Origin of the sequence: Companilactobacillus metriopterae (genome assembly GCF_002762335.1) — a bacterium.
Lineage (GTDB): Bacteria > Bacillota > Bacilli > Lactobacillales > Lactobacillaceae > Companilactobacillus > Companilactobacillus metriopterae.
Map to the genome: position 1 here is coordinate 1,395,041 of NZ_CP024610.1, position 25,232 is coordinate 1,420,272.

The 25,232-nt window shown below is 32.7% G+C and carries 22 protein-coding genes and 1 pseudogene; 6 read left to right on the forward strand and 17 right to left on the reverse strand.

Features of this window, described 5'->3' with window-relative positions:
- Window positions 1-98: 98 nt before the first annotated feature.
- The 9 genes from secE to CS873_RS07205 all read right to left on the reverse strand — a co-directional run bounded on the left by secE (window position 99) and on the right by CS873_RS07205 (window position 7,317).
- Window positions 99-284 (reverse strand): preprotein translocase subunit SecE, encoded by a 186-nt coding sequence (gene secE, locus CS873_RS07165; protein ID WP_099975148.1) that lies wholly within the window; start codon window positions 282-284, stop codon window positions 99-101.
- A gap of 11 nt (window positions 285-295) precedes the next feature.
- Window positions 296-445 (reverse strand): 50S ribosomal protein L33, encoded by a 150-nt coding sequence (rpmG, locus tag CS873_RS07170; RefSeq protein WP_099975149.1) that lies wholly within the window; start codon window positions 443-445, stop codon window positions 296-298.
- 78 nt (window positions 446-523) lie between these two features.
- A complete protein-coding gene (locus CS873_RS07175) occupies window positions 524-1,093 on the reverse strand; it encodes a sigma-70 family RNA polymerase sigma factor (protein WP_099975150.1) in 570 nt (189 codons plus the stop codon).
- Between the two features lie 129 nt (window positions 1,094-1,222).
- A complete protein-coding gene (gene rlmB / locus CS873_RS07180; protein WP_099975151.1) occupies window positions 1,223-1,984 on the reverse strand; it encodes a 23S rRNA (guanosine(2251)-2'-O)-methyltransferase RlmB in 762 nt (253 codons plus the stop codon).
- Window positions 1,974-2,378 (reverse strand): Mini-ribonuclease 3, encoded by a 405-nt coding sequence (locus CS873_RS07185; RefSeq protein ID WP_099975152.1) that lies wholly within the window; start codon window positions 2,376-2,378, stop codon window positions 1,974-1,976. Before CS873_RS07185 ends, rlmB begins: the two co-directional genes overlap by 11 nt.
- Complete coding sequence (gene cysS, locus CS873_RS07190) at window positions 2,371-3,774, reverse strand: cysteine--tRNA ligase (RefSeq protein WP_099975153.1); 1,404 nt, start codon at window positions 3,772-3,774, stop codon at window positions 2,371-2,373. The genes CS873_RS07185 and cysS overlap by 8 nt, the downstream gene beginning before the upstream one ends.
- Before the next feature lie 50 nt (window positions 3,775-3,824).
- Window positions 3,825-5,321, reverse strand: coding sequence for a glutamate--tRNA ligase (gltX, locus tag CS873_RS07195; protein WP_099975154.1), 1,497 nt, complete (start codon window positions 5,319-5,321; stop codon window positions 3,825-3,827).
- A gap of 75 nt (window positions 5,322-5,396) precedes the next feature.
- A complete protein-coding gene (radA, locus tag CS873_RS07200; RefSeq protein WP_099975155.1) occupies window positions 5,397-6,767 on the reverse strand; it encodes a DNA repair protein RadA in 1,371 nt (456 codons plus the stop codon).
- Between the two features lie 13 nt (window positions 6,768-6,780).
- Window positions 6,781-7,317: a dCTP deaminase/dUTPase family protein gene (locus CS873_RS07205; RefSeq protein ID WP_241685259.1), complete on the reverse strand. Its 537-nt coding sequence runs from the start codon at window positions 7,315-7,317 to the stop codon at window positions 6,781-6,783.
- A 129-nt stretch (window positions 7,318-7,446) separates the two neighbouring features.
- Here CS873_RS07205 and CS873_RS07210 point away from each other — a divergent pair, with 129 nt between their 5' ends.
- The 6 genes from CS873_RS07210 (at window position 7,447) to arsC (ending at window position 14,972) form a co-directional block, all read left to right on the forward strand.
- Entirely contained in the window at window positions 7,447-7,749 is a 303-nt protein-coding gene (locus CS873_RS07210; protein ID WP_099975157.1) for a GNAT family N-acetyltransferase, read from the forward strand.
- Window positions 7,750-7,751: 2 nt separating this feature from the next.
- Window positions 7,752-8,441 carry a ribose-5-phosphate isomerase RpiA gene (gene rpiA, locus CS873_RS07215; RefSeq protein ID WP_099975158.1) on the forward strand — a complete coding sequence of 230 codons (690 nt, stop codon included), beginning with the start codon at window positions 7,752-7,754 and terminating at the stop codon, window positions 8,439-8,441.
- A gap of 10 nt (window positions 8,442-8,451) precedes the next feature.
- Complete coding sequence (locus CS873_RS07220) at window positions 8,452-9,795, forward strand: C1 family peptidase (RefSeq protein WP_099975159.1); 1,344 nt, start codon at window positions 8,452-8,454, stop codon at window positions 9,793-9,795.
- Window positions 9,796-9,859: 64 nt separating this feature from the next.
- Window positions 9,860-12,259, forward strand: a complete 2,400-nt coding sequence (locus CS873_RS07225) for a Xaa-Pro dipeptidyl-peptidase (RefSeq protein ID WP_099975160.1) — start codon at window positions 9,860-9,862, stop codon at window positions 12,257-12,259.
- A 110-nt stretch (window positions 12,260-12,369) separates the two neighbouring features.
- On the forward strand, window positions 12,370-14,457 hold the full coding sequence (locus CS873_RS07230; RefSeq protein ID WP_099975161.1) for a KUP/HAK/KT family potassium transporter: 2,088 nt from the start codon (window positions 12,370-12,372) through the stop codon (window positions 14,455-14,457).
- Window positions 14,458-14,555: 98 nt separating this feature from the next.
- Window positions 14,556-14,972: an arsenate reductase (thioredoxin) gene (gene arsC, locus CS873_RS07235; protein ID WP_099975162.1), complete on the forward strand. Its 417-nt coding sequence runs from the start codon at window positions 14,556-14,558 to the stop codon at window positions 14,970-14,972.
- 42 nt (window positions 14,973-15,014) lie between these two features.
- Here the strand turns inward: arsC and CS873_RS07240 are convergent, their stop codons facing one another.
- From CS873_RS07240 to CS873_RS07280, 8 genes and pseudogenes are all read right to left on the reverse strand, one after another.
- The gene (locus CS873_RS07240) at window positions 15,015-16,775 is read right to left on the reverse strand and encodes an ABC transporter ATP-binding protein (protein WP_099975163.1); all 1,761 of its coding nucleotides are present in this window, start codon (window positions 16,773-16,775) and stop codon (window positions 15,015-15,017) included.
- Between the two features lie 19 nt (window positions 16,776-16,794).
- Entirely contained in the window at window positions 16,795-17,430 is a 636-nt protein-coding gene (locus CS873_RS07245) for a MarR family winged helix-turn-helix transcriptional regulator (protein WP_099975164.1), read from the reverse strand.
- Between the two features lie 99 nt (window positions 17,431-17,529).
- Window positions 17,530-19,089 carry a YfcC family protein gene (locus CS873_RS07250; RefSeq protein ID WP_099975165.1) on the reverse strand — a complete coding sequence of 520 codons (1,560 nt, stop codon included), beginning with the start codon at window positions 19,087-19,089 and terminating at the stop codon, window positions 17,530-17,532.
- Window positions 19,090-19,192: 103 nt separating this feature from the next.
- Window positions 19,193-20,281, reverse strand: coding sequence for a lactate oxidase (locus tag CS873_RS07255; RefSeq protein WP_099975166.1), 1,089 nt, complete (start codon window positions 20,279-20,281; stop codon window positions 19,193-19,195).
- Between the two features lie 173 nt (window positions 20,282-20,454).
- Window positions 20,455-20,874, reverse strand: a complete 420-nt coding sequence (locus CS873_RS07260) for a protein NO VEIN domain-containing protein (protein WP_099975167.1) — start codon at window positions 20,872-20,874, stop codon at window positions 20,455-20,457.
- 5 nt (window positions 20,875-20,879) lie between these two features.
- A pseudogene (locus CS873_RS07265) lies at window positions 20,880-21,604 on the reverse strand (MrcB family domain-containing protein).
- A 401-nt stretch (window positions 21,605-22,005) separates the two neighbouring features.
- A complete protein-coding gene (locus tag CS873_RS07275) occupies window positions 22,006-23,958 on the reverse strand; it encodes a hypothetical protein (RefSeq protein WP_099975170.1) in 1,953 nt (650 codons plus the stop codon).
- A 134-nt stretch (window positions 23,959-24,092) separates the two neighbouring features.
- On the reverse strand, window positions 24,093-25,202 hold the full coding sequence (locus CS873_RS07280) for a hypothetical protein (RefSeq protein ID WP_099975171.1): 1,110 nt from the start codon (window positions 25,200-25,202) through the stop codon (window positions 24,093-24,095).
- Between the last annotated feature and the right edge of the window lie 30 nt (window positions 25,203-25,232).

The following is a 25,232-nucleotide window of genomic DNA, read 5'->3' on the forward strand; positions in this document are numbered from 1 at the left end:
CCTCCGAAAAAATCAAAATAAAAAAAACTTCGAATATATTCGAAGTTTTCTCGCTTGTTCTTTATAATAGCAAATTTTGCTAATCTTTTCAATTGTAATTATTTACCCATAATTAGGTGTTGAAGTACAAACAATAGTATCCAATCGATAATTGCAAAGAAAATTCCATACATAACAGATGTTGCGATAACTGTTGTTGTATCTCTTCTATTTTCTTTGTATGTTGGCCAAACAACCAACTTCATTTCATCTATTACACTTCCAAAAAACTTAAATAATCTCATGTGATCCTCCACTATCGTGTTTCTTTATGCAAAGTGTGCTTTCCACAATGTTTGCAAAACTTTTTAACTTCTAGCCTAGCAGTTCTATCCTTATTCTCAGTAATGGAATAATTTCTAGAGCCGCAGATGCTACATGCTAAAGCTACTTTTCTAAGTGACATCTTACTCTCCTGTATAGAACTGAAATATATCTTTTATATTGTAATTCGAATCGGCAAAAAAGTCTATCACAATCTTTATTATTTGTTATCAAATATCATATTTTTCAATTTGATTTGGCATCTATTTATTGCTCGGTGCATCTGATCTTCTGTGCAACGTGCCTTTTTGCAAGCATCTTCAAAGGCAATATCACCTAGAAGATAGTTGAATGAGATCAATTCTACATCACTTAATTTTTCTAATGCTTTTTCAAACTGAGGTGTAAATCCTCTGGATTCTTCATGCGATACTCTGATAACTGGTGACGGAATATTATCTTCTGTCAGCATATCGTAAGATGATGTACCTTGATTAGCCACTCTCTTGTTAGCATTTTCTTTACGAATCATATCAATAATATGGTGCTTAAATTTCAATTTGAAGAAACTACCGAATTTAGAACCATTGTCACCGTTGAAACTAATACATGTCTGATGACAAACTATAAAGGCCTCTTGGTACCAATCATCTTTATCAAAACCATTAATATTATAACTTTGATACAAACTCTCGATCATTGGTTTGTATTTGCAAACCAGTTTTTCTAATGAACCCGAACAATTCCATTTTTTAACTGAATCTATTAAACATAATTCTTCTGTATTCATAAAAGTCCTTCTCTTTTATGAACAACTTATCTAAATTCAATTTATCATAATGAAATTATTATCCCTATCAAAAATCGTATATATAAAAAGATAGATACTATTTTATAGTATCTATCTTTTTAAACAGTTTTATGAATTACGCGAGGCAAACGCTTGATACAACAATACTCCTGTTGCTACTGAGGCATTCAAACTTTGAACATGTCCTACCATTGGAATACTCAAGGTCTGATCTACCTGTTTCAAAACAAGTGGAGAAATACCCTTACCCTCGTTACCAATGATCAAAGCAATGCCACCCTTTGCATTCCATTGACGGTAATTATCGCCTTCCATGGCTGTACCAAAAATCCAAATATTTTTCTTTTTCAAATCATTTATTGTGTTGACTAGATTAGTCACTCTGACTACCGGAACATGCTCAATAGCTCCTGTTGAGGTTTTTGCTACGACAGATGTTAAACCTGAAGAGCGATGTTTAGGAATGATTACCCCATGGACACCAACCGCATCAGCTGTACGCAAGATTGATCCTAAATTATGAGGATCTTCTATCTTATCTAGTATCAAAATAAATGGATCTTCATTTTTAGATTCAGCTATTTTGAATATATCATCTAATTCTGCATATTCATACGCCGCAACATAGGCAGCAATTCCTTGATGAATACCATTATCAGTAATCATATCCAACTTGTTTTTAGGAACTTCTTGGACAATTAATTTACTTCTTTTGGCAAGTGCCTTAACTTCATTGATATTGTCACTAGAGAGATCCTTTTGAACCAATACTTTGTTTACACGTTGACTTGCTGTAGCTGCTTTTAATAATTCTACAACCGCATGATGTCCGAATATTAATTCTGTTTCATTGGGTTCGTTATTGTTCATCTGTTTCCCCTCCTTCAACTTTTTTTATACACCAGTTTGTTAATTCTTTAATACGATCTTTTTGTTCAGTAACATCCAAATACCCATAGACAGCTTCAAAGCCCGTTGACATATGATAAGTTACTACACTTGTGTTTTTTGCTTTTGTATATTTTTTAGAATTGCGACCATTTTTATAAACACGCTCTTCTTCCTCGGTTAAAATACCTTCTTCTAACATCAAGTTTATCAATGATGCTTGAGCTTTAGCCGAAACAAAATGAGTAGCTTTCCTCTGCAAATCATTTACTTTTACAAAATTTTGACTAATTAGATACTCTCTAATTAAAACTTCGTAAACCGCGTCACCAAGGTATGCAAGAGTTACGCCATTTAACTGTTTAACATTAACCATCTATTCTCCACCGAGTTCCTTGTGGTGTATCTTCAAGAATTACACCCATATCCTTTAGTTTGTCTCGTAATAAATCACTTGTTGCAAAATCTTTATTTGCACGCGCTTCATCTCTTTGATCTACCATTGTCTGAATATCATCTGACAAGGATTCTTCAGAATTTAACTTGATTCCAAAAATATTCATCATTTCTTGCATTAAATTCATTAAGTTTTCAATATCTGTTTTAGAAACTTCTGAGCCATCAATATAATTATTTGAAATGGATACTAAGTCAAATATTGCCGTCAGAGCATTTTGAACATTAAAATCATCATTCATGGATTCCACGAATTTTGTTTTTACATCAAATAATTGTTGATCCAATTTTGCAGCAATTTCTTGAGATTTATCTAATCTAAACTTCAAATTGCTGTATGAAGTCTTGATTTTATCCAAATTATCACTTGCTTTTTCCAAGTTTGCTTTGGAATATTCTACTGGACGGCGATAATGTGTAGATGATAAGAAGAATCTCAAAACTTGTGGATCCATCTCTTGAACAAGATCATGAACAGTTACAAAGTTTCCTAATGACTTACTCATTTTTTCGTTATTTTCAACCGTCACAAAACCATTGTGTAGCCAATAATTAACGAATTTTTGTCCTGTTAATGCCTCACTTTGAGCAATTTCATTCTCATGATGTGGAAACTCTAGATCTTGTCCACCACCATGAATATCAAATGTTTTACCGAGATATTTAGTAGACATTACTGAACATTCGATATGCCAACCTGGTCTACCATTTCCCCATGGAGATTCCCAACTGACTTCTCCATCTTTGGCACTTTTCCAAAGAGCAAAATCGATAGGATCTTCCTTCTTAGAAAATTCATCAGAAGAAATATGATCACTGGCACCTTGTTCTAATTCATCAATATTTTGATCAGAAAGCTGACCATAATTACTAAATTTTCTAGCACGATAAAAAACATCCCCATCAGAAACATAGGCGTATTCTTTTTCAATCAATCCTTCAATGAATGAAATAATATCTCCAATGTGCTCTGTCGCGCGTGGGTTCATAGTGGCATGATCAACATTTATTGCGTCAATATCTTCATAAAAGGCCTTGATGTATTTATCAGATAATTCTTGTGTAGTTATACCTTCAGAATTAGCAGCATTAATAATTTTGTCATCAACATCTGTAAAATTAGATACAAAGTTTACATCATAACCAATGTGTTCTAGATATTTTCTGATTGTATCAAAAGAAACTATCGAACGAGCATTTCCAATATGAATATAATTGTAAACTGTTGGTCCACAGACATACATACTGATTTTATTTTCTTCAATACTATGAAATTCTTCTTTTTCACGAGTTAGCGTATTATACATTTTTAGCATATCTTTTACCTATAAAAAAAGGTTTGAGGCAATTACCTCGAACCTTTTTCCTATTTCATTTGTTCAAGAGTCTTTTTAATATTCTTGAGTACTTGTTCTTTTCCAAATAATTCAATTGTTTCTCCAATAGCTGGACCATGCATTGTACGTGTAGCAGCTATTCTGGCAGGCATAAATAACTTACGTCCCTTAACACCAACATCTTCTTTAACAGAATTGATAGCTTTCATGATTTGAGTAGCAGTAAATCGATCTAACTCTTCTAACTTCTTAGCTAAATCTTCAATCACAGCTTTAGCATCATCATTTTGTAATTCAGCTTGTTCATCATCTGTTAATTGTTCTGGTTGTTCAAAGAAGATATCGGAAAGTTCAACAATCTCTTGTGTGTAAGACATTTGAGGCATGTATAGCTCAACCATATGTCTAATCCATTGAATTGTTTCATTTGAAGGATTTTTTTCAACACGTCCAGCTTCAATAAGGTTTATTAAAACCAAATCAGTAATTTCACTTACGTCAGCAGTTTTAACGTATTGATTATTTACCCATTCTAATTTCTTTTGATCGAATTTAGCAGGTGATTTACTCAAACGTTTTTCATCAAATATTTTAATGAATTGTTTCTTATTGAAAATTTCTTCCTCACCTACTGGTGACCAGCCTAGCAATGTAATGAAGTTGAACATTGCTTCTGGTAAGTAGCCCAATGAACGATATTGTTCAATAAATTGAAGTATTGACTCATCACGTTTACTTAATTTTTTACCTGTTTCTGTGTTGATGATAAGTGTCATGTGTCCAAACTGAGGAGCTTCCCAACCTAGAGCTTCATAAATCATCAATTGTTTTGGAGTGTTGGCTACGTGATCATCACCACGAAGAACGTGACTGATTTCCATCAGATGATCATCAATTACTACCGCAAAATTATATGTTGGCATACCGTCACGTTTTTGGATAACCCAATCTCCTCCGATAGTATCACCATCGATTGAAACCTCACCTTTTACGATGTCATCCCATACGTATGTCTTGCCTTCTGGTATGTGAATTCTTACTACAGGTTTGATGCCTGCTTCCTTAGCAGCAGCAATTTTAGAAGCTTTTTCATCTTCAGACATTCCTGCAAATTCATATTCATAATGTGGCATTTCTCCGCGAGATTCTTGATCTTCACGCATTTGAGCTAATTCTTCTTCAGATAGATATGATTCGTATGCTAGACCCTTGTCTAACAACTCTTGAATATATTTCTGGTAGATATCTTTTCTTTCTGATTGACGGTAGGGACCAAAGTCACCACCCTTATCTGGACCTTCATCCCAATCAACGCCAAGCCACTTTAGATTATCTAGTTGACTCTCTTCTCCACCCTCTACATTACGCTTTGTATCTGTATCTTCGATACGAATAACAAATGTTCCTTTTAGGTGTCTTGCAAACAAGTAGTTAAAAATAGCAGTTCTAGCATTTCCAATATGTAAATGTCCTGTAGGACTTGGAGCATATCTTACTCGAACTTTATTATCTGAATTTGATGCCATTATATTTACCCCTTAATATCTTAAATTACAAACAATTACTGTAAATTATACTATTAATCATTAAATTTTATAGGATTAACCGAAAATTTTATTCATCGCATCCGATATTGTATCAACACCTATAACTTGAATACTATTTTCCGAAGTCCATTTACCAATATTATTTTTTGGTACAAATATTCTCTTAAAGCCCAATTTTTCAGCTTCTTGAACTCGTTGTTGAATACGATCTACTCGGCGAATCTCTCCAGTTAAACCAACTTCACCAACAAAACAATCGTCTGGCTTAATTCCTTGATTCTTGTAGCTGGAAGCAATAGACATAGCCAATGCCAAATCAATTGCTGGTTCGTCCAATCTCACACCACCGGTTGATTTTAGATATGCATCTTGATTTTGAAGCATCAAGTTTCCACGTTTTTCCAGAACTGCCATAATAACGGATACTCGATTATGATCTAATCCTGTAGCAGTTCGTTTAGCATTTCCAAAAATAGTTGGAGCAATCAAGGATTGAACTTCAACCAAAATCGGTCTAGTACCTTCCATAGAAACAACAACCGCTGAACCATTAGAATCTTTCAATCGTTCTTCTAAAAATATCTCTGAAGGATTAGATACTTCCTCTAAACCTTCATTTTGCATTTCAAAAATACCTATTTCATTTGTCGAACCAAAACGATTTTTGACTGATCTAAGTATTCTGTAACTGTGGTGTGTGTCACCTTCAAAATACAAAACAGTATCAACCATATGCTCTAATACTTTAGGACCAGCGATAGCTCCACCTTTGGTAACGTGACCTACAACAAAAACTGTAATATTTTGTTGTTTAGCAATATTCATCAATTCTGCGGTAACTTCACGAATTTGTGACACTGATCCAACAGCTGATGATATTTCTGGTTCGTCCATAGTTTGAACTGAATCAATGATTAGATAATTGGGCTTGATTTCTTCTATTGTATTTCTAATGTAACTCATGTCAGTTTGAGGATAGATGTATAATTCATCGCCTTCGATACCTAATCTTGTAGCACGCATCTTAATTTGTGATGCACTTTCCTCACCAGATACGTATAATACTTTGCCACCAGTCTTTTGAAGCTGTCCAGATACCTGCATGAGTAGTGTTGATTTTCCAATACCTGGATCTCCACCGATCAATACCAATGAACCTTGAACCACTCCACCACCTAGAACACGATTAAGCTCAGAGAGCTGTGTCTGTACTCTTGGTTCTTCTTCAAAACTGACATCATGTAGCTTGACAGCTTTTACTGATGTGTCACTTGTTCTTCTACTAGGAGTAGCACTAGAATCTACCGGTCTTTCGACCTCTTCAATCATTTGATTCCAAGCTCCACAATTAGGACATCTTCCCAAATACTTTGGAGAAACATATCCACAACTTTGACAAACAAATTTATTTTTTGCTTTTGCCATTCATTGATCCTTTCTAATTTAAACCGGATGAACCAAAACCACCAGTTCTATCGTCTCCATCATTTAAATCGTTATCTGTTTTTAAATACTTAATAAAAATACCTTGAGCAATACGTTCACCCTTTTTGATTGTTACATCTTTGGGGAAAAAGTTAATCAATTGTACAAAAATTTCGCCCTCATTGGATTCATTATTATAATAATCTGAATCAATCACACCAATACCATTTGGCAAGGATAGTCCTCTTTTTAAAGGATTACTTGAGCGACAAGCTAGAATCAAAACTTCGTCTTCTTGCATATAAGATTTTAGTCCCGTGGGTACTAATACTGGTTTGATCGATTTTGCCAAATTATCTTCTTGAATTTCCTTTTTGTTTAAAAGAAGTTTGATGACGTTGAACACACCATTTTTCCAAATAGAAGGAACTACCGTATCTTTAGCACACTCAATATCATAACCAGCAGCATTCTTTGTTTGGCGCTTTGGTAAATTTATATTCTGATCTTGAAACTTAGTTACAACTTCAAATCCACGTGTCTTAGACAAAGTACTCACCTCTATATTCATAATATTAAAATAATAGCATATTTAAACATTTATAAAACTATTACATCCCCTGACTTTATTCTTATAATATTGTAATATATTGATATAAATAAAATATGGAGGTATTTCATGGAATTAAAACAAGATGAACTAAGATACTTCTTTGAAGATGATGGTGAATTAATTGGTGAAATTGACTTTACATATGTCAATGATCATACAATTTCTATCAATCATACCGTTGTAGATCCAGCTTATCGTGGACAAGGATTAGCTATGCAATTATTGGATAAAGTTATTCAATTTTCTCGAGAAAATGATTTAAAAATCATTCCTATCTGTCCATTTGCTAAGAGAAAAATAAAAGAAGATCCAGAACTTCATGATGTTTTAACACCTGAATATCTTGAAAATTTGGAGAAGGAGAATTAATTATGAATCAAGATGAACTAAAGAAAGCAGTTGGTATTAAGTCAGTTGATTTCATCGAAAGTGACTCAATCGTCGGACTAGGTACTGGTTCTACTGTTTATTTCATGATTGAAGAACTAGGCCGACGTTATCAAAATGGAGAAATCAAAAATATCGTTGGTGTCTCTACTTCTTCCAGATCTTCAAAACAAGCAAAAGAACTAGGCATTCCTATGAAAGACTTGAACGATGTTGATCACATCGACGTAACTATCGACGGCGCTGATCAAATTGACAAAAACTTTCAAGGTATCAAAGGTGGCGGTGCCGCTCACTTACTAGAAAAAATGGTTGCTACTAACTCAACAAAAAACATCTGGATTGTTGATAAATCAAAGATGGCAGATGAACTTGGTAGCTTCCCTCTTCCATTGGAAGTTATCCCATTTGGCTGTGAAAAAACTTTCCAAGATCTTGATAAAGAAAAACTAAAACCAAAATTTAGATTAGATGATAATGGCAACAAAGTTTTAACTCACAATAAAAACTACATCATAGATTTATATGTCGGTTCAATTCCACATCCTCACCTATTGGCTGATTGGTTGGATAAACAAGTCGGTATCGTTGCACACGGTCTATTCCTAGACATTGTTAATACTGTAGTAGTTGGTGAAGATGACGGTCCTAAAGTAATAAATAATATTAGATAAGGAGTCTACTATGACAAAAGAAATAACAAATCAAGAATTAGCTCAATTTGAACAAAATTTTAAAGATACACCTGCATCAAGTGCAATCAACAATGCTATTGCTACAAATGGTTTGTATAACGCTAGTAGAACAATGAATTCTCAAGTGGAAATGGATCAAACATTTTCAGTAGAAATTGAGACTGGTAAAGTTGCTGACCAAAAACAATCTGGTCTATGCTGGGTCTTTGCAGCACTGAATACAATGAGACACCCACTCCAAGACAAATTCAAAATAAAAGGTTTTGAACTATCACAAGGATATATGATGTTCTGGGATAAATTAGAAAAATCCAACTACTTCCTAGAAAATGCTATCAATACAGCCGCCCTACCTACTGGAGACCGTAAAGTAGACTTCCTAATGGCTACACCTCAACAAGATGGTGGCCAATGGGATATGATCATGGCACTTGTACAAAAATATGGTGTTGTTCCTAAGAGTGTGATGCCTGACACATTCAGTCGTACACAATCTGCACAATTAAACAAAGTTCTTAACGCAAAATTACGTAAAGATGCTATCGTACTTCGTGATTTAGTTGATCAAAACAAATCAGATGACGATATTCAACGTATTAAAAATGAAATGCTTAGTGAAATTTACAAGATTCTTGTTTATTCAGTTGGTGTTCCACCTACAAAATTTGATTGGTCATATCGTGACGATGATAAAAATTTCCACAAAGAAACTCAAATTACACCAAAAGAATTCTTTAATAAATATATCGGCTGGGATTTAGAAAACTATATCTCAACAATCAATGCTCCTACAAAAGACAAACCCTACAATGAAGTTTATACAGTTGAAATGTTAGGAAATGTTGTTGGCGGTCGCGAAGTTCGCCACTTGAACCTTGAAATTGAAGACTTCAAATCACTTGCAGTTAAACAATTGCAAGCCGGCGAAGGTGTTTGGTTTGGTAGTGATGTTGGACAAAGCTCAAACTCTAAACTAGGTATTATGGATACAAAACTTTATGATCTATCTGGTTTACTAGCTACTGATCTAACACTAACTAAGGCAGAAAGATTAGATTACATCGACAGTATGATGACACACGCTATGGTTATCACAGGTGTTGATCTAGATGACAATGACAAACCTCTAAAATGGAAAGTTGAAAATTCATGGGGTGAAAAAGTTGGTTCTAAAGGATACTTTGTAATGAGTGATGAATGGTTTGACGAATTCGTTTATCAATTAGTTATCAGTAAAAAATACCTAACTGATACTCAAAAAGAAATCTTTGAAAATGGAGCAAAAAATCCTAAAGTTTTAGCTCCTTGGGATCCAATGGGGGCTTTAGCCTAATAAATATAAAAGCATTTCACTTAGTGGAATGCTTTTTTAGTAGACAATATCAAAGGAGTTCATTATGAAAATAAATCAATTTGCAACCATTCCCACTAATTTTGATCAGCAAGTAAAAGAACTAATCGATATCAGATTTATCGATGAAAATAGTTTGTCAGATAATCCTACCCAGTTATTTAGAAGACTTTTGCAAAAAACTTTTATAAATATGACTGGCAAATCTGATCTGAATGAAAAATTGTCAACATATCAAGCAAATCTAGAATCTGATTTAAAAACCTATCTAGATGAAAATTCAGAATTAGATATCAACGTTTTTTATAATGTTTCGTTGCAGTTATTAGAATTTAATCCTGATGTTGATTTTACATTTAGCAAACCACTAGAGGCTATGAAGACTATTCAACTAAAAGTTGTAGATCACCAATCACAATATTTATCTACAAATGAATTAATCAGTGCTTGGTACTGGTTACTAACTACTCACAATAAGTTTGGACAAATGTTTATTGATAAACTTGCTAGTCAGGGTTATTTCGTTCCGTTTTATAATCTAGACAACCATTTATATTTCAATGGAAAATCTATGCCAGTCTTCGATCCTAACGAAGCAATTCGTGAAGTCGTTTATGTGGAATCAAACCAAGACAGTGATCTAGACGGAAAATTAGATTTATTAAAAGTGGAAATTATTCGTCCTAAAACTAGTCAAAAAGTCCCTACCCTATATACAGCTAGCCCATATAATCAGGGAACTAACGACGAAACTGGTGATAAATTGATGCACAACGTTAATATTCCGTTGGCTCACAAAGAACCAACAGAAACCAGCTACGAAGATATTGAATATAAAGTGACAGATGCAAAATTACCAGCTCCTCGTAAAATAAATGGTCAGACTGATATAGCTACTCAAACATTTTCACGTGAAAGTTCTTATACTATGAATGATTATTTCTTAGCACGTGGATTTGCCGTTGCTTACTCTGCCGGAATTGGAACTAAGGATTCTGACGGTTTCAGAACAACAGGAGATAAAGAGGAAACTATATCAACAATTGCTACTATTGAATGGTTAGCAGGTAACCGTGTTGCTTTTACCAACCGAACAGACAATATAGCGATAGAAGCCAATTGGTCAAATCACAAAGTAGCAATGACGGGTAGATCTTATTTGGGTACCTTAGCAACTGCAGCAGCTACTACAGGTGTTGAGGGTCTAGAAACTATCATCTCTGAGGCAGCTATCTCTAGTTGGTATGATTACTATCGTGAAAATGGTTTAGTGATTGCTCCCGGAGGTTTCCCTGGTGAAGACGCTGATGTTTTAGCAGAAGAAACTTTTAGTTGCAGACTACAACCTGGTGACTTCCTTAAAATAAAAAATAATTGGAAAAAACAATTACAAAGTATCACCGATAGACAAGATCGTTTGACCGGAAACTACAATGAATTTTGGGATGCTCGTAACTATCGTAAAGATCTTAAAAATATTAAAGCTGATGTCTTCATGGTGCATGGATTAAATGACTGGAATGTTAAACCAACACAAGTTGAAAAATTATATCAAGGTTTGAACCAATTGGGAATAAAATCAAAACTTATCCTCCACCAAGGTGAACATATCTACATCAACAATTTTCAATCATTTGATTACACAGATATCATTAACCTTTGGTTGAGCCACAAACTACTAGATCAACAAAATAATGCTCAAGAAATTTTACCTCCAGTGATTATTCAAGATAACGTAAAACCTGAAACTTGGAACAAATTTGATAGCTGGGCATCAGACAAAAATGAAATCAAAAATTTCTATTTACTACCTGACAAACTATCAAATGAAAAAAGTTCAGAAGTTCTAATTTTTAATGATCAGTTGCCATCTGAAAAATTTGATTTTTATACAAAAAATATAGCAACATGGCAAAATGATTTGATAAATTCAGATAGCAATTACAATAACCGTCTAGTATTTAAAACAGATCCACTAAAAGAAGATTTGGTTATCGATGGCAACGTTAATATTTCACTTGAAGTATCTTCTAGTGAAAATGTAGGTCTTATTAGTGCACAACTGATAGACTATGGCGAAGCGCGTAGATTAAACATTACTCCGTCATTAATAGCAAAGAATAGGTTATCTGGAGCTTACAACTGGCGTGAGGACGATTTACGTGAATTTACTCTAGGAAAAACCACAAAATACAAGATGATTACTAAAGGTCACATTAATTTACAAAATCGTAAAAACTCTTTCAAAAATGATGAGCTTAACGCTGGTAAAAGATATCAAATCTCGTTACAATTGCAGCCTACTATGTATGGAATTCCTAAAGGACGACAATTAGGACTTGTTATTTATGCCACAGATTTTGGAATGACTGTTCGTGGAAATCAAGACATTACCTACAGTATCAGTCTAAATAATTCGTCAATATCTATTCCTATTCACAAGTAAATTTTCAAAAAAATAATATATTATCATTAACATTTAATTCACTGGTTACAACGTCATGTATCAAGTGTTATAATCGCAATTGAATTGTTAAAATTGGAGAATTGAAATTAATGGAAACTAATGATTTAAATTTAATTAAAAAGAGTGCTCATTCTCGTATGAGTATAGCGGGATTTTTGATTGCTTTAGGTATTGTTTATGGGGACATTGGTACTTCTCCATTATATGTAATGCATTCACTAATGCTTGGTAATGGTGGCCTTGCCCACATGTCAGACGAGTTTATTTTGGGTAGTGTGTCTTTGATTTTTTGGACAATGACTTTAGTAACTACAGTCAAATACGTTCTTATTGCCCTTCGTGCAGATAACCACGGTGAAGGTGGAATTTTTGCCTTATATACCTTAGTTAGAAAGCGTGCCAGATGGCTAATCATTCCTGCGATGATTGGTGGAGCTACTTTCTTAGCTGATGGTATGATGACACCTGCTGTTACAGTTACCGCAGCTATCGAAGGTCTTAAGGGTATCGCTATCAACAATAAGATCTTTATTCACAATCAAACACAAGTTATCATACTTACTTTGATTATTTTGTCAGTACTATTCTTTATTCAAAAGTTTGGTACTCAATTTATCGGTAAAGCTTTCGGACCTATTATGCTAGTTTGGTTCGGATTCCTCGGTATTGTCGGTATTTATAATATGATGGGTGACTTATCAATTTTGAAGGCATTTAATCCTTATTATGCATTCAAATTATTGGTTGGACCTTACAATATTCGTGGAATATTTATTTTAGGTAGTGTCTTCCTTGCTACAACAGGTGCCGAAGCTCTTTACTCAGACATGGGACATGTTGGTCGACCAAATATCTATACAAGTTGGCCTTTCGTCAAGATTTGTCTATTGCTTAGTTATCTTGGACAAGCTGTTTGGTTGATAAAAGCAAATGACAATATAGATTTGATTAACATGGGACCAGCAATGAACCCATTCTATCAATCAATACCAGAACCATTTAGATTGTTTGGAATTATCTTGTCAGCTTTTGCAGCTATTATTGCTTCTCAAGCATTGATATCAGGTTCATTTACACTTGTATCAGAAGCTACTAGACTAAAGATTTTCCCAAGACTAAAAACTTATTACCCTACTAACTTCAAGGGACAACTATACATCCCTACAGTTAACTCAATTATTTGGATAGTTTGTTTGTTCTTAGTTGTTTACTTCCAGAATTCAGAAAGAATGGCTAACGTTTACGGTCTAGAAATTACTATCACAATGTTAATGACTACGATTCTTCTACAACAGTGGTTGTTAGAAAAGATGAAATCTAGATTGCTACCAAATATTATTGTTTCATTCTTCTTCGTTCTAGAAATAATCTTCTTCATTACAAACAGTGTTAAATTCATCCATGGTGCCTATATCACAATGTTCATCGCTGCTGTACTTATTGCAGTTATGTTCATTTGGAGATTCGGTGATCATATTATGGATGACAATACTTATCGAAGTCACTTCGTTTCGCTACTTGCCTTTAAGAAGCAGCTTAACGATTTGAGACATGATGAAAGTTATCCATTGTATGCTTCTAACTTGATATACCTAACAAAAATCAAAGATGGTTACAGAATCAAAAAAGATATAATGTACTCTATTCTTGATAAGCGACCTAAGAAAGCTGGAGTATATTGGTTTGTTACAGTTAACGTTACTGATGAACCTTATACAGCAGCCTATAGTGTTGAAACATTTGGAACAGACTACATGGTCAGTGTTCAATTATATCTAGGATTTAGAGTTGACCAAAAGATCAATGTTTACTTAAGACAGATTGTTAATGACATGATGGCAAATGGTGAAATCAAACCACAACCACAACAGTACACAACAATCCCAGATCGCAAAGTTGGAGACTTCTCATTCGTTCTAATAAAAGAAGTTCTTTCTCCAGATACAAAGATCAATGCTATCAGTAAGAACATTATTCTTGCTAGATTGAAACTTCAAAAATTCATTACACCAGCTAACTGGTTTGGATTATCATACAGTGATGTAGTTGAAGAGCGTGTTCCATTGATACTAGGTAAAGTATCAAGACACAGATTGCGTCTAGTACGTAAAGACGCCGCTGCTGCTCGTGATATTCAAATTGATCAACAATTAGATGATGACGATGAAGATATTTAATTAAAGCTCATTCAGTTATATTACTGAATGAGCTTTTTTTATATAAAATTTGACAGATTATTTTATATTCTCTATATTGATTTGAAAAGGAGATAATAATGCAAAAAATATACTTTCTATGTACTGGAAACTCCTGCCGAAGCCAAATAGCTGAAGGGTATGCTCATCAATTTTTAGACAGTGATAAATTTGAAATCAGAAGTGCTGGAATCGAAAAACATGGTCTAAATCCTAAGGCAGTTCAAGTTATGAAAGAAGATGGTATCGATATTTCTCAACAAACATCTGATCTCATAGATATGGATTACTTTAATAACTCTGATTTAATAGTTACCTTGTGTGGTGATGCAAGAGATAAGTGTCCTAGAATTCCAAACGGTGTGGAAAACATGCACTGGAATTTAATTGATCCTGCAAGAGCTACAGGAACTGATGAAGAAATTCTAAATACATTCAGAGAAGTTCGTGACTCTATTAAAGAAAGTGTGCATGCACTTTCTGAAACTTATAAATAAAAAACATCCTCAAAAGTTTTCACTGTTGGGGATGTTTTTTATTTAATTTACTATCTGTTCATGAACATACTCTGCATATAATGCATGGTTAGACATCAATTCACTATGTGTTCCCTTTCCAGTAACTTCACCATTTTCTATGAAGTATATTTGATCAGCGTCAACAATGGTTGATAATCTGTGGGCAATTACAAATGTTGTTCTACCCTCCATAAGTTGCTCGAGAGCCTTTTGAACTTTCTCTTCTGACTGTGAGTCTAGACTGGCTGTTGCTTCGTCTAACATCAAAATTTTAGGATTACGTAGGAATGCTCTAGCTATAGCAATTCTTTGTTTTTGGCCACCTGACAATTTGACACCTTTTTCACCAATTTCAGTGTCCAATTGATCTGGAAATTCTTTAACAAAGTTTTCAGCATATGCTAATGACAATCCATGCCACATTTCATCCTCTGTTAATTCTTTGTCCAATCCATATTGTAGATTGTCCCTTATTGTTCCAGCAAAAACAGCACTGTCTTGAGAAACAAATCCTATTTGTGAACGCCAGTCATTTAAATCTATTTCTTCAATGTTCTGACCATCTACCAACATAGAACCTGATACAGGTTTGTAAAATCTTTCCATGAGTGAAAAGATTGTTGATTTACCGCCACCACTTGGTCCCGCAAAAGCAACAACTGTATTAGGTTTTGCCTCAAAGGAAACATTTTTTAAAATTGGTTTTGATTCATCATAATAAAAATCAATATTGTTAACTTCGATAGTTTTTCCAACAACATCTACTTTTTTATCTGTACCTGTTGGTTCAACTTCAGTTTCTAGTATTTGTTCAACACGTTCAGTTGCACCCATAGCTTTTTGAACTTGTGAGAAGAACGTTGCAAAACTAGCAACTGGGGTAATGATATTAAATAGATATAGTAAGAAAGCTACTAATGATCCACTAGTCAATGTACCAGCTTGAACTCTAACAGCTCCGTAACCTAGAATACCTACGAAAACAACTAGCATTAAAGTAGTCATAACAGGTTGCAATGCTGCTTCTACCTTGGCATCTTTTATACTCAATGAAAAAATCTTCTTAATTAATTGATTACCAGTTTTTACTTCGTGAGTTTCACCATTACTAGATTTGATCAAACGAATTTCTGATAATTTTTCACTAGCTTCAGCGTTAAATTCAGCTGTCCCTGCTTGTAATTGACGTCCTAGTTTAGACATTATACGTCCAATTGGGACCATGATAATTACAACAACAGGCACGATAGAAAACATTATGGCAGCCATTTTCCAATCCATAACGAACAAGATTATAACTGAACCAATTAGTTGAATAGCTCCTGTAATAAAGTTAGGAAATTGAGAACTCACCAAATCCTTGATAACATTGGTGTCATTTACTAGTCGGGAACTTATTTCACCAGATTTATTGTCATCATAATAGCCTACAGGCAACTTCAATAGATGGCTCCAGACATTCTCACGCAAGTTCTTTACAGCACTTTCACCTGCATACCTTAAAAAGTAACTACCAAAAGTTCCAAATCCTAGTTGTGCAGCAAATGCTACTGCAAGAACCCACAACATACTCATATCAATTTTTGCTAATTGACTAGTATCGACTAAGCCTTTAGTCAATTGTGGAACAATCAAACTGGCGATACTTGTAACCAAACTGAACAACAATCCAATTATGAATATTAATTTCTTAGGACTAGACTGATTGATTAATTTCATAAAATCTCTAAATTTTATTTTTGAAGAAGCATCTGGGCGCTCTTCAATTCCACGTCGATCCATTTATCCTATTCTCCTAAATCTAGATATTTCTATCGTCCCAAAAGTCATTTCGAAAATCTTTTCTAAAACCATGTCCTGGACCAAAATTGCCCTTGCGCATCTCTTCTCTAAATTTACGCTTGTCGTCTCGTGACATTTCATGCCAATCAAATCCGTGATGATGGGCAGTGTTATTTCTAAATTCTTGCATTCGTTGCAAGCGTTCCATAGGATTTACAAATTGATCTGATTGTTTCTTGAATTCATCATCCCAACCATTAGGAATCTTTTCAAGAATATCACTAAACTGTTGTTTCTCTTCATCAGATAATCCTTGGAAAAACATTTCAGATTCTGTTGCTTCTGCTGATAATCCTTTAGCCATTTCTTTACCTTCATCCGTTAGATAAACATGCTTAATGCGTTTATCTTCTTCAGATTCAGATCGGGTTACTAAATTGTTATCTTCCATTTTTTTAAGTAATTCTGCCAAAGAACTCGGTCTAATATCAATTATTTCAGCTAACTGACTTTGAATCAATCCATCTTCTTTACTTAAGATACTTAGGACACGATTTTGACCAGTCATAGGTGGTCGATTCATATACATGTAGGAATGACTTGCAATTCCAATAAATTCTAATTGTTTAATAATTTTATCTGTTAATTCACTCATTATTTTGCCTCCAAAATAAGAAAGTTCGGTACCTAACTTTCTTTATGTAAAAGAATTATAGTTAGGTACCAAACTATTGTCAACAGTTTATTTAATTTTTTATATTAAAACTTCTGCAACTAATATTGCTCCACCAAATACCAATACAAATACAACTACTGGCCAAACAAATCTTACCCAGTGGGAGTATTTCATATTTAGCATTTGTAACGTAGCCATAACTAGCCCTGTTGGTGCTAAGAATAGCATTGCATATTGACCGAATTGATAGGCTGATACAACTGCAAATCTTGGTACATTGGCTGTATCTGCAAGTGGGGCAAGGATTGGCATTGATAATACTGCCAAACCAGAAGACGATGGCACAATAAATCCTAAGATGAAGAATATAACCATCATCAAGATTATGAACACTGGTCCACTAACATTTGTCACCATTTGTGAGAAGAAATGAAGAATAGTGTCAGAAATCAAACCATCATTCAAAATAATATTGATTCCTCTTGCTAATCCGATAATTAGCGATACACCGACCAAACTCGAAGCACCATTAACAAAAGCATCTACTACACCTTTTTCACCAATACCGTTTTTACCAGTGGCAGTCAAAAACATGATAATAATGGCAAAAGTTAAGAATGACGATGCCATAGTTGGAAACCACCATCCTTGTGACATAACACCCCAAACCATTATAGGAAAAGTAACTACGAATAGAACTAAAATTAATTTCTTTCTAGTTGTAAATATATTCTTTTCTTTATCCTTTTCATCTGAGACTGACCACATATTGTCAAACTCTTCATGATCATCATAGGAATAAGAAAATTCTGGATTGTTTTTTACCTTCTTTGAATACCAGTGAAGATAAATAATTAAACAGATCCCAGCTACTATTAATCCAAAAATTCTAAAATTCAATCCTTGTGTGAAATTAGTTCCCGCAGCATTGGACGCAATAACTGCAGAAAACGGATTAATTGTTGAAAATGTTGTACCAACTGAACTAGCTAAGAATATTGCTCCAACTGAGACTATCGAATCATAACCCATCGCTATGAATACCGGTACCAAAATAGGATAGAAAGCCACTGCTTCCTCCTCTATTCCACATAGAGTACCTCCTAGCATCATCAAGATAGTTACTAACATGATCAGCACAAACTCATGACCCTTAGTTTTCTTAGTCAGTGCCATTAAACCAGATTCAAAAGCACCACTGGCTTTAACAACTCCAATCAAACCACCAAGAACCAAAATAAATACCATGATATCTACAGCTTGAATCGTACCATTTACCATGCTGTTAGGAATTGCCTGAATCCCAGCAGGATGTTGTTTCAGACGTTCATAAGTATTTGGCACGGAAACAGCAGAACTAATGCTTCCAGATTTAAATTGTTTGATATCAATTTTTACACCTAATTTGTCTAATTCCTTTTGAGTAGCAGGAACTTTACTAACATCCCCATGTGGATTTACAATTTTCAACTCCGATGAACTAGACTCATAAGATAGTTTTGAATAAGAACCCGAAGGGATTGTCCACGTCGCTATAACCGCCAGTATCGTCAAAATAAATAAAATAACAAAAGCTCCTGGCATTCGGAAAGTTTTTCTCTTTCTTGGTTTATTTCTAACCTCATTTACAGCTTGCATATCTAATCCCCCAATACTCTGTTTGGTTTAAGTATACAATTCTTGAATATAAAAAAACACCACTGTTATGTGATGTTTTTAACAAATTTCTATTATTTTAATACTAATCCATTAGTTTATTATTTTTAACGTCTTCAACTGTTTTTGTTCCAGCAAGTTGCATAGTAATAGAAAGTTCCATATTGATATGTTCCATGACATCATATACACCTTGTGAACCACCTAGGTTTAAACCATAAATGATTGGACGACCAATAGCAACTAAGTCAGCACCACTAGCAAGAGCTTTGAAAACATGTTCTCCACGTCTGATACCACTGTCAAAAATAACTGGTACTCTTTTAGCGACTTTTTCAGCAATAAGTGGAAGAACTTCAAATGATGCAGGACCACCGTCGAGTTGACGACCACCATGATTTGATACCCAGATTCCATCTGCACCAGCTTGAATAGCTGCTTCAGCGTCATCTGGAGATTGGATTCCCTTAACAATAACAGGTAAGCCACTTAGGTCTTTAATTTTTTGAATATCTTCAGGCACAAAGTTTTGTTTAGCAGATGCATAAATTTCTCCGATACCTTTACCTGTTCCATCAGTTTGACTATATTCAGCTAAATTAGGCATTGGTAGTGGAAATTCAAAGTCATTAATTACATCTTCTTCACGATATCCACCTAGTGTTGAATCAACAGTTAGAACAATAGCTTTAACCTTTGCTTCAATAGCTTTTTTGATGATGAATTCATTGAATCCATCATCTTTACTCATATACAATTGGAAAAATTGTGGTGCATCAGGAGCAGCTGCGGCTGCATCCTTGATTAAAGTGTTGGCATAAGTACTGATAGAGAAGATTGAGCCAGCCTTTGCCATACCAATGGCAGTATTAATCTCACCCTTTTCATGCGATAAACCTTGAGCTGCGGAAGGTGCTTGAATGATAGGTGTCTTCAAATCAACGTCCCATAATTTAGTACTCAAGTCAGCATGGTCGATTCCTTGAAAAACTCTAGGAACGATCTTTTTAGAATTGAATGACTCAGTATTTTGATCCATTGTCCATTCATCTTCTGAACCACCACGAATGTAACCAAAAGCACCTGGTTCCATTCTATCTTTGACTTCTTTTTCTAATGATTTTAGATTAACAATTTTAATGTGTTCTTCCGCGTTACTTGCTTTATATGACATAATTATATACCCCTTAAATTATTAATGATGAAAGCATTGATCATAATAATTCTATATAATTTTTAAGTCAAATATTTGTTTTGGGGGATTTTTATATATTAAATGCTGTTAATTATTATTTTAAATATATATATTTGTACGTTTTGTTATATGTTTTTCAATAATTTAAATTATTAATTCTTAGGTATCGCCCTATACTTAATAGGTTTACACTGAATGTTTTTGTATACATCATCAATAACATAATAATCCCAATTATCATCATCATTTTTATAAAGTCTATAAATATGATAAAGTTTTCCCTCCTTTTTTGCTACATTTAGTTCATTTTCTGTTAAATAAAACGGTGAGTTTTTATCATGCCTAGTAGACTTTACTTCAACATATCGATCAATAACTTCATTAGTCTTTTCATCATATTCACAGGAAATGATGTCATAGCCATCTCCATCTCCATCTTCTCTAAAAACATGCCTTAATCTATCTTGAAAATTTGCTAATCGTTTATCAGAATTTAATATTCCCTTTTCTTTCTCAAATACTAATTTCTCAGCTTCTAAACCTTGTTTTGTATTTCTATCTAAGTCCTTCATATAATTTACTTTATATGATTTTTTTTGTTAAAATAATTTTCATCAAATTTAAGTTCTCTTGGCACGTCTTTTTCATTATTTAGTTTACTAATTTTTAAACTAATATCATAGTTTTTATCAATATTTAATTCATTTAATTCTTCAATGGAGTTATTACGAATTATGTCATTATTAAAAGTTTTAAAATCACCAATAATAGAACCACTAAGTTCATCATATATCATTTTAATATAACTTAAATCTTCATATAATTCTTCATTATCTATTAACCTTAGTTCATCTAGACTATAGTACTTACTATAAATATTGCTCAGCTCATAACCTTCAGGCAAATCTGTATTTATGGATTTTGAATGTAAATTTATTTTCTGAGTAGTAAAATTCCTGTAACCTTTTTCCCTTATTGAACTAATTTTTTCTGCCCAATATTTATTTACTTTCAACAATTGATCCTCATATTTGTTTTTAACTTTAAACATTTTTTTATACCAAGTAAAACCCTGGATTAAAGATATATAAACCCCGCTACTATAGCATTAAATAAATATACAGTGTAATATCCTTCTACAGCAGATGTACTAATTTTTTTATTAAAAATACCCGCCCAAGGTACCTGAGCCCAGTTCCCCATTCCAACCGATGAGCTCAATTTGTAATTACTAACATCAAAATTTTCATAAGTTTTAGGCCATTCTTCAATAATGTATTTTGCTAATTTATTATCTTTAATTGGATGTTTCTTTTCTGTTTGGTAATTCTCTAATACTTCTAATAGGAATTATTTTAGATTTGCCATATATAATACCTCTCAATAATTTAATTAATATTATTATATAATAATAACTAATTTAACTTGTTATATTTTCACAAAAAAACACCCCACCTTGACAGTAGAGTGTTTGTATAAACGAATAATATATATTAACGTTTTGAGAATTGTGAAGCTTTACGAGCTTTCTTAAGACCTGGTTTGTTTATTCGATTATTGAATAGATATCAAAATGATTCAATATCAGTCTTTTAAAAACTTTCATCACACTATAGTTTGAATGGATTTCAATACATTTCAAATGAATGGTGTCAATTTTTATAAAATATGCGAGCCGAAATTAAATACTTAAAAAGAATAGTTTAACTATTCTTTTTAATTTGCTCTGCCAATTCTAGTTCTTCATTTATTTTCATTACATATAACATAAGGATAACTAAACTATAAGCATAAATATCTTTATTTTCTTTTAAAACAGCGCCGTGGGAATTTTTATTTCTTATGCCCAAAGCATTATCGAATTCAGTATCATTCAAAACAAAATTCAAATAATCAGATTCAGGTTTAGAAAATAATGTGCTTTTTGAAATTACTAAATCATCAGAAATCATTTTGTCTATCTCTCGTTGACAAATTAGTGAGATATTTTTAGTATCAAATCCATTTAATCCGTGATAATAGTGCATGACACCATAATTATAAATATTTTGTAATATATAAAGTCTTAATTTTTGGCTTTCAGAAGTACATATGACATCATTATCATTAATTGAAATTATATTTTTATCCATTAATTTTTGAAGTTGCTGTTGTTGACAGGGACGAAATTCTGACATTTTTAGTCTATGCCGAAATAATAAATCAAAAAATGTGCTTTCTTGTTTATTTTCATCTATGTAGTTCAACAAGCTTTGGTCAGAAAACAATAAAGTATTAAGTGCCAACATATCAGTATTTTTTTCGTTTAAGTAGATGTACTTTTTATCTAACATACTTGGTAATTCTTTAACGTTAATATTTGTTTCCAACTCGAATAGTTCAGCATCAATATCACCATCCTCAGTTAGCAGCTTCCACTGTTTTCTTATCTGTTCTTCTATAGTAGATAGTGTTCTTGTTTGTATATTAAGATTTTCATTTTTTTTCGAGAAATAAAATGGTAACCATTTTATTTGAAAGTTACTTAAACAATAATCAGTGAAAAAATAGTTTATTAGTTCTTCTACTCTATATTCAGTTTTTGAACTTATTCTTTCCTGATAGATTAAAAATGCTTTGCGAACAATCCAATTTTTCATAGAAAACAAGTAACTTTCTTCATAATACTTATTTGTTTGTGGACCAGTAAAAAACATTGATAAGCTTCCGCTTTCTAAATTTGGAAAGCTGCATAAATTCAATATTCCATTCTCCGTAAAGTAAAAATCTAAGAATCTAAAATTGTTCAATAAGCTTTCAGGATCATTATTTTCAATCATCCACTCTTCATCTAATAATAACTTCAAATCGCTATTATTTTCTTTGTATTTTTGATAATTAAAAAATATCTCCATACTATACGGGTTACCATTAAATGTGCCCTCTTTATGTGATAATTCTTTCATCAATTGGTTATATTTTCTTTTAGCATTTAATTTCATTCGAGGCTCAATTTTAACTTCCTCAATACCTTTTATTCCATTTTCAATTAATTTAAGATAATTGACATTAGGCGATGATTCAGATATATAATCAGAAAACAAACTATACATTTCATTCTTAGAAATGTTACTAGGAATAAAGTATTTTTTTCCATTCTTCGTGTATTTACTAATCACCAATTCTACATTTTTAGATTTTTGTAAAAACATCATCTTCATCATGTCTGGATATTGCAAATAAAAGTCATTTACTTTTAAAAAATACCATATTGGAATGTTCGATTTCTTAACTATTCTATTTAAGTTATTTTCTTCCACTTTTTTATACAGTTGATACTTTATAAAACATTTAAGGAAATCTTCCCTATACTGTATTCCATCGTCACTAGTGAAAATTTCGCTCATATCATCTAATATTTCAGTCTCATTTTTACTATTAAAAAAAATTGATACTTGTTTATTAATTTGTTTTTCTGCAGTTAAAACTTCGTCAATTGGAACATTTATTGGATAGAGTTTATTCTTTAAATATTTAGTTACATTAAATTTCTCCAATATATCTAAAACATTATTGTCTTCCGTATTGATATTCGCATTCTTAATTATTTGAGAAATTCTATCCATATAAAATCCAATAGAAACATCTTGATTACTATAATATTTAACTCGATTCATTTAGTAAGCCCACTTTATATAGTTACTTTTTTTACTATTCATATTATAACAAATTAAAAGAGTCTCAAACTTAATCAAGACTCTTTCTCAATACTATTTATACTTGATATCATTTTAAATTAACAAGCACTTTATTATATTTCAAAATCTATAACATTACCTTTTCCAGATGGTTGTGTTGCTTCAGCATCAGTTTTAATATCAGTAATCATGGGCATTGTCATCCAAGTAATGTCTTCAAAATTAACCAATTTTTCATTTCCAGGACCGTAAGCCATTATTTTGTTGTTCTTAAGTATACAGTTATCATATGAATATTGATAATATATTCCCTTTTCCGTTTTAGATATAACTTGTAATTCTTTGTGATCTTCAACATAGCAGATACTAATAACTTTCTCATCAGCACCACTTCTTGTTACTTCTTTAATAACTGCAGATAAATTATCAGCCCTTCCAATGTTATTCTTTAAGTTTTCAACTTTTAAAGTGACTTTCTTGTTCTTATCTCCAACAAAATGGTACTTATCTTTTTTATTATTCAATTCGCTAGCTAATTTCTTTTCAGATATTGTGATTTTATCACCATTCATAAATGATTTATCAACTGGCATATCAAATATTTCATTCCAATTAATACTACGTAAATTTGGTGTCGCATCTTTTGAATATTTAATAGTTACGTCTCCATGATGATTGGTTCCTTTGGGTTCCAAGACCAAATTCTTTTCAATAGAACTAACATTAATAGATTCAACTTTTTTCAATTCAGAAACTTTATACGTCTTAGTAATTGCTTTAAAATATGGTTTATCGCTAAAATCGCTAATTCGTAGCCTTATTGTTTGTCCGTTTTTCAAATTATAGGATTTGTTGAAAGTAAAATAAGTCTCTTTCATATGTTCTAAGTAATTACCTGCATTGATAACTTCCTCTGAAGACATAGTAGCAGTATTAAAGTTATCCTCATTATTTAAATCGCTAACAGATTCAGCTTTATCGATGATTGCATTCATCGTTTTTGAATCAACTTTTGCCTTCTTGCCTTCATAATTTGCCACTTTTTTTAGTGCAGCTAATTTTGATTCAGAGGACACAGTAGCAGTCCCACGATTTTCATATCCTGAATATTCTACTTTTACGTCTTTCATAAAATTAGTAGAATTAAATCCCTTAAAAATAAAAATTACAATAATAAGTACAATAATTGCAATTATACCAGCAATAATTTTTTTGTTTTTCATGTTCTCTCCTCTGTTATTCAACTACCATTT